Below are 13,331 nucleotides of genomic sequence, written 5' to 3' on the forward strand. Positions count from 1 at the left end.
GGATTTTTATATTGTATATAAACTACTTAGAAGTTAGTAAAAGCAACATATTATTTTACCATTAATCATTGATGTTATTGATAAAAATTATATAATAGGGTATTATTTAGTAAATACATCTTTAGAAAGGAAGTTAGAATGAAAACAGCAGTAGAAAATGAATTGGAATTAAAAAAGATTGAAATTTCAGTAATTAAACTGATAATTGCTGAAAAACCTAATAAAGAGATCGCTAAGTCATTAAACTACTCGCAGCGTAATGTCGAATATATCATAGCCGGTCTCTGTAAAAAGTGGAATGTGAGTACTAGAGTCGGTATTGTTTCGGAAGCATATAAAAGGAATTGTATACAGTGAACGAAATGAAAGAAAAACCCCTATTGAGGGGGTTTATTTATATATGCTAAAAAAACATTCTATACAGGAATGCCGTAAAAATAAAAACTGAGATTGTCAGGTAGTTCAAACTTGTTCTCCATTTCAGAAGAATAAACAAAAGAAATAAATAGGCAATATTGAACAAATCAAAGATAGAAAAAATCAAATGATTACTTGTGAAAAATAAACTAGTATTTGGATGTTCTGCGAAAATGTTTTTGAATGATATAAGAAAAAACTTAATTGCGACCGGGATGTTAGAAAACATAAATAGGGAATAAAAGGTTTTAATCTTAATTTGAGCGCCAAGAAAATTTATAATGAGAAATAATACAAATCCTTCAAAAATCACCCCGAACATTAAAAGAAACAGTGCGGCTATCGCAATGATATAATCTAAATGTTTTACTTGCTCAACAACTTGTATAGGGATGTTTTTGGGAATTAAACTTTTCATAAAAGGTAAAAGGGAACTTAAATAAAAAGCTAACCCGATAATATAAAACAAAAACGAGGACAAAAAATTAATGTTTCGTTCCTTAAATGAGGATAATTCAATTTGCATAATCTTAAGAGGCTCCTTTTATAAAGATAGGTGTAATAAATGTTTCTAACATAGCTGCTATCATTAAACCGAGAAATATAATACCAATATATTTAAAAGTGAATTTCAAATTTATTTTGAGGAGTAATAAATCCAAAGTTAATTTCATTCCTACAGAGGCTGCAAGAAGCAATACCGGCACTTCAATTATTCCATGGGGAATAACAAGCAGTAAAAGGTTTAAATTGTCTTTGATGTTTCCTATCGCATTCCCTAAAATTAATCCATTAATAATTAAAACAGCAACCGTGCCAAGCGACAGCGTCAACGGTCCTAAAAAAACAAGCAGACTCGCTACTTTAATATTATTAAAGAAAATCTGAAAAAAATCCGGACGGATATTTCGATTTAGATTATTTACATTTGAAGCGGGATCTGTATAAAAATATGCTGTAAATAAAGCAATTAAAAATAAGATCAGACAGAGTATGTACAATTTGACTAAAACGTTCTTTTTAAACAAAGTATTTTCATCCATTCGTTTAAGGGACTGCCAGGGATATTGAATTTAATGTTTTATATTAAGCTGCTGCTGTACTTGCTGCAGCCAATTGTTCTAAAACGGCTAATGGCAAGCCTGCACCAAGAGATCCTAAAACAGTAATGATAGCCAGGACTGAACCCGTTGCAGTGATAGCACTGACAATCCAACTAGGAGCTATTATTCCAGCTCTGTTTAAAATATCGATGACATCCATGCTTAAATGATTATGTTTTATACTGAAAAGAGCGAGAACAATGATTCCTGATGCTACTAATGTAAAAATCGCTTTACTATTTTGTGTTTTTAAAAGTAGACTCATTTTTTCCTCCAATTTTTTCAATATCCCCAGCAAGTTAAATAATAAAATATATTGGAAGCTATTTGAATTGCGGATTTCCGAAAAAATATTTAAGAGGTGAAATCCGTTAAGGTATCTGCTGGCTTATTTCAGTACAAAGAAAGCCGGACCATATGTATGATCCGGCTTTCTTTGTACTGAAACATTTATACTTTTTTTTCAAGAATAATATCAAAATAATCGGCTGCCCCATAACCTGAAATAGGAGGAGCAAATATTTGAACCAGCTTCCATCCTTGCTGCGAATACTTTTCAATAATTTCTTTATAGTCTTCTTTAGGCTTTCCTTTCCATCGGTTTACTTCTACTTTTATGAACTTATATTCGTACATTGCTGTATAATCCTCCGGAAGTGTATTGGAATTGTTACCTTGTTTTTCGATTATGATAAACTTGAATCCATAAATAGAGCGCGCAGCCTATTAAAAGTATTGGGAATTGCCATCCTGTATTTCCGTTTTTAAAATAATCTATTAATGACCATATCAGTAAAGCGACAGTATAAAAACTAAATGCTATTCTGGCGGCTATACCCGATTGGTGTTTTTGCATCTCATCCATTTTCTTCATAAGAACCGCTCCCTTACTTTTTTTTGGCGTTATAGTTGAATACTTTATCTATTCCCGTATTTAATGCGTGAGCTATCGAAAAAGCCAGACTTAAAGTTGGATCATATTTATTATTTTCAATTGCATTGATGGTTTGCCTGGTCACATTGCAGAGCTTAGCCAGATCATTTTGTGAAATATCAGCTGCTGTTCTAAGTTTTTTAATATTGTTATCCACTAAAACCCTCCTTAAATATTTTTGTTTTTATTTTAAATTTTCAAATTTATATATATTTATTTTAAATAATATATGTATATGTGTCAAATACTTTTTACACATTTGAATTTTAAGGTATACTTTTTGTTTTTGCAAATTAGTTGTTTATATAAAAAACGGCTTGCAGTTTAACCTGCAAGCCTAAAAGTAATCATCATTTAAATCATTCCGCGCTGAGCAACTTCAAATTGATGTTTCGGTGCACTTGCGATTTCGGCTGAAACAAAAACAGTGCTTATTGCCAAGCAAGTAAGTGCTAATTTATACTTCAATTTCATACAACTTCACACCTCCTTGAATCTGCTGTCTTGTTTCTTCCACCTTTAAAAAATATGCGGAAGCCTTCTCGAAATTTTCTCTTTCATGATAATATTTTGCCACATCTAAGGCAAAATCTTCAAGATCAGCATACATCGATTTATCTCTGAGAAAGTCAAAACATTCCATGATTGCTTCTTCATCAGGCTCACCGACATATAAAGATTCTAAAAATTCATACTCGGCGATATATAGGGAATCTTCTGCCTCCTCTGCATAAGATACCCCTTTATCATGATATTGTCTGGCTATGGCCATATTTCCGATTTTATAATGTATTTGTGTGATTAAGAAATAGGCTTGCGGGAGAGAAGTGATGATGTTCCCATCTTCAAAAACAGCTATTGCCCGTTTTATGTAATCAATGGCTGGTTTGTAATTTTCTTGGCTGTTAAAACAAAGTCCGATATTATATAGAGTCCGGCCCATTAATTGTGGCTGCTGTTCTGCCTCTGCCATGGCATAAGCCTTTTTAAAATGCTGAATTGCTTCATCATATTGCTTTAAGTCAAGAAAGTTGGTAGCGAACAATGAATGGCACTGAAGCACCCTTATATTATATGCCTCCTGCTTATGATAAATTTTATAAGCCTGCCGGGCATAATCCATAGAAAAATAAGTCTGTTTCATATAATAGTAGGACTCTGACATCTTAAAATAAAATTCAGCTTTCTCGATACAATCTTTGACAAAATCAAGCTTATATTCAGCTTTCTTAAAAAACTGAATCGCTGAAAGATATTCACGGCATTCCAGCTCATACATCCCCCGGAAAAAATTAAAATAATAATCAAGACGTCCGGTCAGCCGGGCCTGCTTTTTATCAATATCCGCGAGCAGATCTGATAGTCTCGGCTGTTCTTCTATCCGCTGCGATTCCAGCGGTTCGAGGTATTCGAGCATCAGATTGTGGCGGAATTCCATGAGAGAATAGTATAGATGAAGATCCTGATCATCTTCCAGACCTGCAAGTTCTTCTTTGATTTCTCTCCGCAAGTACTCGGCGTCCGGGATGCTGAACCTTCGAATGTACATATACCATTCGTTGATTTTTTCTCCAACCGCTGAAGATGATAAAACACTCGCCACTATTCCGAATCCCTCCCTTCCACGTTATGTATATGACATATTTTATCATTTTCATTCGGAAGGATAGCGCAAAAATACCGCAATGTTTTCTTTCGTTAAAACCGCATGTCTGCGGATATCATTTCAAAAATCCACTATTATCCCCACAATTTGTACAAGCAAACAAATACACCTTCCCATATTCTGTTGTATCTGCGTGAGCAGTGTATGTCTGAAAAGGAAGTGAAGATATGAGAAATAACAAGCTTTCCTTTAAAGAAAAAGCAGGAGCCGCACAAGAAGAATGTTTATGTTTTTGCGAGGAAGAAGCAAGCCGTGAAGCGATGTTTCAAGCGCCGATTGAATTGCCTGAGGGGCTTGTCGTTGATCCGGCTGAAGCTGTTGCAAACGTGACGTGGAATGCAGACAGCCTTTCTTGTGTCATTGAACGCTGTTTCATTGAGACGGGGCCAGAGCCTGATGAAATCGGTGTTCAATTCGCAGTGCGCCTGCAGGGAACTGTTACGCTTCTCGTCAGTGTCTCACCAGTGCGAAATCAATATGGACAAGGGAACGGGTCTGTTTCTGTCATCCGCAATGCAGAGATTGACCAAGTCGTCTATTATTCTGATGAACCCGATGATTGCCCGGATGTCAGTGACATTACGATCGAGAACCTTGTTGTCGTTCCGCCATTCTATGGCAGTCCTTTATCGGTGACGGGCACGATTGTGTTTGTTCCTGAGCCGGAACCCGTTTATGCGTTTACAGCGAATCCAAATGATCAATCAGTTTCTGTGATTGATACAAACACTCATACTGTTGTGACAACGATTGCTCTACCGTACCGGCCGACAGGTATTGAAATAACTCCGGATAAAAGTGCTGTGTTTGTTTTGCACTTCAACAATAATGTGATTTCTGTCATCGATTATGACACTTTAACAGTGACAGCATCCATACTGCTGGATCAGCCGCCTAGATCGATAAAATGTATCCCAAATCATGAGTTTGCTTATGTTCTCGGCGATACTGCGATTTATGTGATTGGAATTGATACGTTAACTGTGGATAGGTCGATTCCTGTGGAAGGATTTGATTTTGCAATTGATCCCAATGGGTTATTCGCCTATGTTCTTGATTTTGGTTTAGTGCAAAAAGTGGACCTATTCACCGGTGAAGTCACAGGAACGATTGAACGAGAGCTTATCGTATCATCCATAGAAACAAATTGGCCGGAGCGGTATGCGTATGTCTTAGAACAAGAATTCTTATTCAATTATTTGACGGTTATTGACTTAAATACGTTTACGATCAGCATTACCCAAGAGCTGGAGCCTGATGGCCAATATGTAATGTTTACGAGTGGATCAGAGGTGTATTTACATGACAGCTTCACTGGCAATTTATATGCTGTCAGTCCGAATGGTGCAGGCGTTATAGGAAATGTTCCGCAATCGGCAAGAGACTTTGCGTTTACTCCGAATGGCGAATTTCTGTATGCTGCTCATTTTTTAGAGCAGAACATCACTGTTTACAACACGGATGATTATTCTGTGGAAACTGTGATATCTCTTGGGGTTTCACCGGGAGATATTGTGATTTAACCAACTGCATGCTGTACATTTCTAAAAGGACGTGAATTCATGAAAAAGAATGATCTGTCTGCTTTACAGGAAAATTGTTTCTGTTTTTGTGATGAGGAAATTAGCAGAGAAGCGCCGTTTCTAGTGCCGATTGACATTCCCGAGGGGTTCACCATTGATTCTGCCGAAGCAGCTGCGACGGTTACATGGAGTACTGCTCATTTATTATGTATCAGTGAGCCTTGCTTAATCCAGACTGGGCCGGAACCAGAAGATATCGGTGTTCGATATGCCGTGAGAGTAAAAGGGACCGTTACGCTTCTTGTCAGTGTGTCGCCTGTACGAAATCAATATGGACAAGGGGACGGGTCTGTTTCTGTGATTCATACTGAAGAGATTGATCAAGTTGTTTATTATGCAGCGCAGTCTGGCCGCTGTCCTGATTTCAGTCAAATAACGGTGGAAGATCTTCTCATTGTACCGCCTTTCTACGGCAGTCCGCTTACGGTGACCGGGACACTTGTTTTACCGCCACCGCCAGACCCTCAATCGTATGTGTTTACAGCCAATTCAGGAGACAGCACGGTTTCGGTTATTGATTCAGATTTAAACACTGTTGTAAAAACAATCCCTTTTTCTGACGTGCCAACTAATCTAGGCGTTACTTTCGATAAAGCTTTCACGTATGTCCTCCATGGGAATACCAACCTTGTCTCAGTGCTAGATAATAAAACATTAACCATCATAAATACCATCACTGTTGGAGGAGGGCCGAGAAAGGTTGAATTTGATTCAACAGATGAGTTCGCGTACGTGATGGCCGCCGGATCTATATATATGATCAACATGGCCTCTCAATCGGTCATTGATGTCATTCCGATACCCGGCGCTTTAGACTTTGCTCTTGATCCGAATGGACAGTATGTCTATACCGCTAATGGAAGCAGTTGGTCGGTTGATAAATATGATGTAAATACTGGGCAGTTGGTAGAAAGTATCATAGATACATTTGAATTTCCCAGTTTAATTGCCACTCCTTACGCTGGAAATTTTGCGTATGTGTTGAATGGTGAGCTGCTGCCGAAAGGGGTAACGGAGATCAGTTTGTCACCATTAAGCAGGGGAGGCGACTTCAACCGTTTATTTGAAACGCTGAGGACGATTGTATTTTCTCGCGATAGCACTAGGGCTTATTTTCTAGAGCCATATAGTGAACCGTTTCTCATTAATAACTTATACGTAGTTAATACGGCTGGACAGAGGATCATTGCAAACGTGTCTCTGCCCGGCGCCTTTGACCTCGCCGTAACACCTGATAATCAGTACATTTATGCAGCACAGCCCGACGACAATACCGTAACCGTGTACCGCACGAGTGATTATACAGCCATGACGGTGATTCCGGTTGGGACTGGTCCGTCAGCGATTGCGATGTAGCTTATTTCACAGGTTGAGAGAAGCAGAGCTGCGATAAAAAAATCGTTTATAAATAAATGAGCCGATCTGCTGGATGGCAGCCAGGATGATTAAAAACAGCAGTTCACTTACAGTGAAACTGAGCATCCGCCAAACCCCGGCTCCTGTCAGCGCTCCCGCATGCCCTTTTTTGAACAGGCTGACATGCTGGAAAAGCTGCAGCAAGTACGTCCGCATAAAATACAATAAATACAAAATCAGTAACACCGCGAGTCCCATTGATACGGCAAGGGGCGTGTGAAAGCGGAAAGGGACGGCTTTGACGATTTCGAACACGCAGCGCTTTGACATCGTTGGCATTTCTGCTGCACAATCTATGTTGCCGGAAGTCGCAGCAGCTTCGATGAGACTGTGTGAGTTTCTGAAAAGCTGCTGTCATGTTTTTTACGGATTGGGTGACATAGTGATATGATTTTCTCTTCTCATAAGGAACTGCTTTTTATGAGGTTTATCTTCAAATCTAATGAGCAATGATGGTAAGATAGAAGCAGTTGAAGTTTACAAGCTGAATGATTATACTATTCAAGTCAAAGTGGAATGATGAAAAGGACGTGTCAAAATGAAGCAAGAGACACCGATAACACTCCATGTGAAGTCTGTGATCGAGGATGACGGAAATGATGAAGTCATCGAATTCCGTACTACCGGATTTTACTATGTAAAACAACAAAAAGTGTATCTATCTTATTATGAAGAACACGACCTAGGCAAAGTAAAAACGATTGTGAAGGTGAGCGAAGGCGAAGTCCTGATCATGAGGTCAGGCGCTGTTAAAATGAATCAGCGTTTCATAACGGGAGCTTCCACAATTGCGAAATATAAAATGTCATTTGGTGAGCTTGAGCTGGAAACAAGCACAAAATCGATTCAATCTGATCTCGGTGAAGAAAAAGGCCGAATCAGCATCGCATATGACATGCATGTCGGAGACGGGCAGCAGCATTTACATAATATGACGATCACGTATGAGGGAGGAACTCACGCATGAACATTGCGGAACAAATGAAGGACGTGCTGAAGGAAGAAATCAAAGCGGCCGTTCTGAAAGCGGGCCTGGCGGACGAAAGCCAGATTCCAAGCGTACTGTTAGAAACGCCGAAAGAAAAAACACACGGTGATTATTCCACAAACATGGCGATGCAGCTGGCGAGAATCGCAAAAAAAGCGCCGCGCCAAATCGCTGAGGAGATCGTGGCATCATTTGATAAAGGCAAAGCTTCCATTGAAAAGATGGATATTGCGGGACCCGGCTTTATCAACTTTTACATGAACAACAGCTACTTAACAAAACTGATTCCGTCCGTGCTTGAAGCGGGTGAACATTACGGAGAGACAAACATCGGACAAGGCGAAAAGATTCAGGTCGAATTCGTATCAGCCAACCCGACGGGAGATCTTCACTTAGGCCATGCGCGCGGCGCGGCGGTAGGTGACGCGCTGTGCAGCGTGCTTTCTAAAGCGGGCTATGATGTGAGCCGCGAATACTATATTAATGATGCGGGCAACCAGATTAACAACCTGGCGCTTTCCGTTGAAGTCCGTTATTTTGAAGCGCTCGGTCTCGAGAAACCTATGCCGGAAGACGGCTACCGCGGCGAGGATATTATCGCCATCGGGAAAAAGCTTGCCGAAGATTTCGGCGACCGTTTCGTACACGAAGAGGAGAGCGAACGTCAGGCGTTTTTCCGTGAATACGGCTTAAAGTACGAGCTTGATAAACTTCGCTCCGACCTGGAAAATTTCCGCGTACCGTTTGACGTATGGTATTCTGAAACGTCACTGTACGAAAACGGAAAAATTGATCAGGCGCTTGAGGCGCTTCGCGAAAAGGGCCATGTATACGAAGAGGACGGCGCGACATGGTTCCGCTCCACATCGTTCGGCGACGATAAAGACCGTGTGCTGATCAAAAAAGACGGCTCATACACTTATTTGCTGCCGGATATCGCATACCATAAAGACAAACTTGACCGCGGATTCGACAAGCTCATCAATGTATGGGGCGCGGATCACCACGGGTATATTCCGCGTATGAAAGCGGCAATTGAAGCGCTCGGTTACAAGAAAGGCACATTGGAAGTTGAGATCATTCAGCTCGTTCATTTATACAAAAACGGCGAAAAAATGAAGATGAGCAAACGTACGGGGAAAGCCGTAACGATGCGCGACCTGATTGAAGAAGTCGGCTTGGATGCCGTGCGTTATTTCTTCGCGATGCGCAGCGCTGATACGCACATGGATTTTGACTTGGATCTTGCCGTATCCACATCTAACGAAAACCCTGTGTATTATGCACAATACGCACATGCACGTATTTGCAGCATGCTTCGCCAAGGGGAGGAGCAGGGACTTAAACCGGCGGCAGATCTTGATTTCAGCCATATTCAATCAGAAAAAGAATATGACCTGCTGAAAACGATCGGCGGCTTCCCTGAGGCAGTGGCAGAAGCGGCGGAAAAACGCATTCCTCACCGTGTCACAAACTATATTTATGATCTGGCTTCCGCTCTGCACAGCTTCTACAATGCGGAGAAAGTCATCGATCCGGAAAATAAAGAGAAGAGCCGCGCGCGTCTCGCTTTAATGAAGGCGACGCAAATTACGCTGAACAATGCGCTTCAGCTGATCGGCGTATCCGCTCCGGAAAAAATGTAATGATGATCAAAGGACAAAGTCTTCGGGCTTTGTTCTTTTTTGTATATAAAGCGTGTGATGTAATTCACAATCCCGCACACTGAGTTTTTGTATGATAAGACTGATATTGAATCAGTGAAAGGGGCAAGCCGAATGATCAATCGTCAACATATTCAATTATCGTTGCAGTCATTAAGCTTAGTGGCAGGGTTTATGGTGTGGGTGCTGATTTCATCGCTCATTTCTCAAATGACATCAGATATTCATTTAAGCAAAGGCGAGATTTCATTGGTGACGGCGATTCCCGTTATTCTCGGATCGCTTCTCCGTATTCCTTTAGGATATTTAACGAACAGGTATGGGGCGCGGCTGATGTTTATGATCAGCTTCATCCTGCTTTTGTTTCCTGTATTTTGGATCAGTATCGCGGATTCTTTATTTGATTTAATCGCGGGCGGCTTTTTCTTAGGGATCGGGGGAGCGGTATTCTCCATCGGAGTGACGTCCCTCCCGAAATATTATCCGAAAGAAAAGCACGGTGTCGTCAATGGGATTTACGGTGCCGGAAACATCGGGACCGCCGTTACTACCTTTGCGGCGCCGGTTATCGCTCAAGCCGCGGGATGGAAAGCAACCGTGCAGATGTATCTTGTTTTGCTGGCTGTTTTCGCATTATTGCACGTTTTGTTCGGCGACCGGCATGAGAAGAAAGTCAAAGTTTCCATAAAGACACAAATGAAAGCCGTTTACCGAAATCATGTGCTGTGGATGTTGAGCCTGTTTTATTTTATTACGTTCGGCGCCTTTGTCGCCTTTACCATCTATCTTCCGAATTTTTTGGTTGAGCATTTTGGGCTGAGCCCTGCGGACGCCGGTCTGCGGACGGCCGGCTTTATTGCGGTCTCTACGCTGCTCAGGCCTGTGGGAGGGTTTCTTGCAGATAAACTGAGCCCGCTCCGCATTCTGATGTTCGTTTTCGCAGGGCTTACGCTGTCAGGGGTCATGCTGTCATTCTCCCCGACGATCGGCCTTTATGCGTTCGGATCGCTGACGGTGGCAGTCTGCTCAGGGATTGGAAACGGGACGGTATTTAAACTGGTGCCTTTCTATTTTTCGAAGCAAGCGGGGATTGCCAACGGAATTGTGTCTGCCATGGGCGGACTGGGCGGTTTTTTCCCTCCGCTGATTCTGGCAAGTGTATTTCAGGCAACAGGCCAATACGCGATCGGGTTTATGGCGCTTTCAGAGGTCGCGTTAGCCAGCTTTGTTCTTGTGATCTGGATGTATTGGCAGGAAAGAATGAAAACACATACGGAGAGAAACAGTCAGAGCCTCAATTCATAATGATCCATTCACAAGATTGTTAGTTTTTTCTGGGTGAGTGCAAATCAAGTCACGTTACAATATACATACGCAACGTGACTTTCTTCGAGGTGAGCTCATGAATATTCTCTCTGTCCGAAAATCTGATAAAGAACTTCTTTCCCGCGAACTGCATGAATTGCTGGAATCGATCAGTACGAAAAGGAAAATGAAAAAACATACTTATTTGTTTCAAGAAGGAATGGATGCAAAAGAGCTTTATCTGATTCAATCAGGACTCATTGAAATCGGCAAGCTGACGTCTGACGGAAAAGACCTGACGCTTAGAATCTGCCAAAAAAACGATATTGTCGGGGAATTGACGCTATTCACAGATGAGCCGAGATATATGCTCAGTGCGAAAGTGTTAGAGGATGGCGAGGTGCTCGTCATTAATAAAAACAAGCTGGAAAAGGAATTGATCCAAAACGGTGTTTTGACGTTTGAATTTATGAAATGGATGAGCACCCATCTTCGAAAAATCCAGTCCAAGATCAGGGACCTGCTTCTTCACGGCAAAAAAGGGGCGCTCTATTCCACCCTTATCCGCTTATCAAACAGCTACGGGGTGGAACGAAGTGACGGGATTCTGATTAACATTGTGCTGACAAATCAGGATTTGGCTAAGTTTTGCGCGGCGGCAAGGGAGAGCGTCAACCGCATGCTGGGAGACCTCCGCAAACAAGGGGTTATTTCGATAGACGAAACCGGAAAAATTATTTTGCACAAGCGGGACTATTTACGATGCGAGATCGAGTGTGAAAATTGTCCGCTTGAGATCTGCAATATTGACTGAAAAAAACAAGGGCAGCCGGTGTCCTTGTTTTTCAGCTTGTGATACATATACACATGACGGCGAAAAAGAAGCCGGCATTTACGATTTCCAGAATGCCGATCGTTTTCACCGGCCAGTCTCTTCCGTGAAAAAACCAGGCCCGCAGACTGCTTGGGATAAAAGCGAGAAACGCCCAGCCTGCCCCGAGAAAAGCCGATAAAAAGGGGAGCAAGAGGTGATATCCCCATGACCAGTATGCAAAGGTTCTGTTTTTTCTCTCCCGTATGACCGATTTCACATAAAAAGAACTCCCGACAAAAAATAAAGCGGATTGCAAGAATAGAAACCAGGCCCAGCCGTCAAGGATTCCCGCTCCCAGCCAGCAGCTCGCAAGCCCGCCTGAACAAAAGAACAGAACACCCGCAATATCATTCGTGAGCGCCCGTTCGTTTTTTCGGCGGGCATAATGCGTATGTATGAGAAACAGCGGCAATAAAAAAACGCCGATCCAGACGAGCTGCGGCCTATGATAGACAGAAATGATCAAAAAGCAGCAGGCCGGAAAACCGTAATACCATATCCACTTTTGATAGGGCTGAAGCTGTTTCTTTTTCAAAGCGAGCGAAACGGGATAAACCGTCAAGTAAAGGAACAGCCAGCCCAGAAAGAGCGGAATATGCCAGAAAACCGGGCCTCCCTTGACCATGCCGAGTAAAAATGGAATCAGCAGCATCGCCCATGCGCCGTGCTGCTTCGGAATCATCGCCTTCATCGAAACCCTCCTTTTTATTTCATTATAAGTACAAACACTCTCCTGATAAGTGACTTTTATCATACAAGCTGTGAAATACATCACTGCCGCGCGGGCTCAATCGGGCTACACTAAAGCTATCCTTAGCACAGGAGGCTTTCCTATGAATCAGTGTGACTATTTATTATTTCTGAAACAACTTCCTATGTTTAATGAAGTGCCTCTGTCCATTGTCGAAACCTTGCTGAAAAACGGGACGTTTATCCGCGGCTCATCTGGCCAATCTCCATCCTTTCTTCATTCACAATCCGTTTATATTGTATTAAAAGGCAATATCCGTTTTACGGACAGCAGGCTCCCTGAAGGGTCGCAAACCGTTGCGCTGTGGGAAAAAGGCGATGTGTTTCCGATTGATGAAAAAGGCGGGCTCTCTTTATCGCCTTTTATCTCAGTCAATGCCTCACCGGATATTCTGGTACTTCATATTCCATATTCCGTATTTAAGAAAATGATGTCTTACCATCCGCGGCTGCAAATGAACTTTTTGGCGATGCTTCAGCAAAATGTCTTCTGTTCCTATCAGTTGTTTTTGCGGTATCTGCATACATCACGGGATGAAAACGCCGAACCCGGTTCTTAAACAGAACCGGTTTTTTTATGACGCCGGGCGTCCCCATATCGTTTGAAATCCTTCCTGCTGCTCTGTGTGAA

General features: G+C 41.9%; 16 protein-coding genes and 1 pseudogene. 8 read left to right on the forward strand and 9 right to left on the reverse strand.

Translation table 11 applies throughout. From position 1 onward, the window contains the following. Window positions 1–138: 138 nt before the first annotated feature. Window positions 139–357 (forward strand): helix-turn-helix transcriptional regulator, encoded by a 219-nt coding sequence (locus AC3WTF_RS13720; RefSeq protein WP_003151056.1) that lies wholly within the window; start codon window positions 139–141, stop codon window positions 355–357. 590 nt (window positions 358–947) lie between these two features. Here AC3WTF_RS13720 and AC3WTF_RS13725 read toward each other — a convergent pair. The 7 genes from AC3WTF_RS13725 to AC3WTF_RS13755 all read right to left on the reverse strand — a co-directional run bounded on the left by AC3WTF_RS13725 (window position 948) and on the right by AC3WTF_RS13755 (window position 4,057). Next, the gene (locus tag AC3WTF_RS13725; protein WP_007407644.1) at window positions 948–1,460 is read right to left on the reverse strand and encodes a stage II sporulation protein M; all 513 of its coding nucleotides are present in this window, start codon (window positions 1,458–1,460) and stop codon (window positions 948–950) included. Window positions 1,461–1,503: 43 nt separating this feature from the next. Continuing rightward, on the reverse strand, window positions 1,504–1,785 hold the full coding sequence (locus AC3WTF_RS13730) for a hypothetical protein (RefSeq protein WP_007407643.1): 282 nt from the start codon (window positions 1,783–1,785) through the stop codon (window positions 1,504–1,506). Between the two features lie 185 nt (window positions 1,786–1,970). After that, complete coding sequence (locus tag AC3WTF_RS13735) at window positions 1,971–2,156, reverse strand: DUF4177 domain-containing protein (protein ID WP_007407642.1); 186 nt, start codon at window positions 2,154–2,156, stop codon at window positions 1,971–1,973. A gap of 34 nt (window positions 2,157–2,190) precedes the next feature. Next, window positions 2,191–2,394, reverse strand: a complete 204-nt coding sequence (locus tag AC3WTF_RS13740; RefSeq protein ID WP_007407641.1) for a hypothetical protein — start codon at window positions 2,392–2,394, stop codon at window positions 2,191–2,193. 13 nt (window positions 2,395–2,407) lie between these two features. Further along, the gene (locus AC3WTF_RS13745) at window positions 2,408–2,611 is read right to left on the reverse strand and encodes a helix-turn-helix transcriptional regulator (RefSeq protein WP_007407640.1); all 204 of its coding nucleotides are present in this window, start codon (window positions 2,609–2,611) and stop codon (window positions 2,408–2,410) included. A gap of 197 nt (window positions 2,612–2,808) precedes the next feature. Beyond that, a complete protein-coding gene (gene phrF, locus AC3WTF_RS13750; protein WP_007407639.1) occupies window positions 2,809–2,928 on the reverse strand; it encodes a phosphatase RapF inhibitor PhrF in 120 nt (39 codons plus the stop codon). After that, window positions 2,912–4,057 (reverse strand): response regulator aspartate phosphatase, encoded by a 1,146-nt coding sequence (locus AC3WTF_RS13755; RefSeq protein WP_007407638.1) that lies wholly within the window; start codon window positions 4,055–4,057, stop codon window positions 2,912–2,914. The genes phrF and AC3WTF_RS13755 overlap by 17 nt, the downstream gene beginning before the upstream one ends. Before the next feature lie 230 nt (window positions 4,058–4,287). Here AC3WTF_RS13755 and AC3WTF_RS13760 point away from each other — a divergent pair, with 230 nt between their 5' ends. Beyond that, window positions 4,288–5,643, forward strand: a complete 1,356-nt coding sequence (locus AC3WTF_RS13760) for a YncE family protein (RefSeq protein WP_492314279.1) — start codon at window positions 4,288–4,290, stop codon at window positions 5,641–5,643. A 39-nt stretch (window positions 5,644–5,682) separates the two neighbouring features. After that, window positions 5,683–7,059: a YncE family protein gene (locus AC3WTF_RS13765; RefSeq protein ID WP_492314280.1), complete on the forward strand. Its 1,377-nt coding sequence runs from the start codon at window positions 5,683–5,685 to the stop codon at window positions 7,057–7,059. A gap of 6 nt (window positions 7,060–7,065) precedes the next feature. Here AC3WTF_RS13765 and AC3WTF_RS13770 read toward each other — a convergent pair. Further along, window positions 7,066–7,504: pseudogene (locus AC3WTF_RS13770) on the reverse strand (AlbG); the annotation flags it as partial. A 153-nt stretch (window positions 7,505–7,657) separates the two neighbouring features. Between AC3WTF_RS13770 and AC3WTF_RS13775 the strand changes: the two are divergent. The 4 genes from AC3WTF_RS13775 (at window position 7,658) to fnr (ending at window position 11,890) form a co-directional block, all read left to right on the forward strand. Then, a complete protein-coding gene (locus AC3WTF_RS13775; protein ID WP_007407634.1) occupies window positions 7,658–8,086 on the forward strand; it encodes a YwiB family protein in 429 nt (142 codons plus the stop codon). Continuing rightward, on the forward strand, window positions 8,083–9,753 hold the full coding sequence (argS, locus tag AC3WTF_RS13780; RefSeq protein WP_094032563.1) for an arginine--tRNA ligase: 1,671 nt from the start codon (window positions 8,083–8,085) through the stop codon (window positions 9,751–9,753). Before AC3WTF_RS13775 ends, argS begins: the two co-directional genes overlap by 4 nt. Before the next feature lie 132 nt (window positions 9,754–9,885). After that, on the forward strand, window positions 9,886–11,076 hold the full coding sequence (gene narK / locus AC3WTF_RS13785; protein ID WP_007407632.1) for a nitrate transporter NarK: 1,191 nt from the start codon (window positions 9,886–9,888) through the stop codon (window positions 11,074–11,076). 97 nt (window positions 11,077–11,173) lie between these two features. Next, on the forward strand, window positions 11,174–11,890 hold the full coding sequence (gene fnr, locus AC3WTF_RS13790) for a fumarate/nitrate reduction transcriptional regulator Fnr (protein ID WP_007407631.1): 717 nt from the start codon (window positions 11,174–11,176) through the stop codon (window positions 11,888–11,890). Between the two features lie 31 nt (window positions 11,891–11,921). Here fnr and AC3WTF_RS13795 read toward each other — a convergent pair whose 3' ends face one another. Next, complete coding sequence (locus AC3WTF_RS13795) at window positions 11,922–12,641, reverse strand: YwiC-like family protein (RefSeq protein WP_492314281.1); 720 nt, start codon at window positions 12,639–12,641, stop codon at window positions 11,922–11,924. Between the two features lie 142 nt (window positions 12,642–12,783). On the opposite strand from AC3WTF_RS13795, the gene AC3WTF_RS13800 reads away from it, so the two are divergent. Continuing rightward, window positions 12,784–13,260 (forward strand): cyclic nucleotide-binding domain-containing protein, encoded by a 477-nt coding sequence (locus tag AC3WTF_RS13800; RefSeq protein WP_492314282.1) that lies wholly within the window; start codon window positions 12,784–12,786, stop codon window positions 13,258–13,260. Window positions 13,261–13,331 lie beyond the last annotated feature (71 nt).

The organism is Bacillus sp. EB106-06-01-XG163, assembly GCF_058791615.1.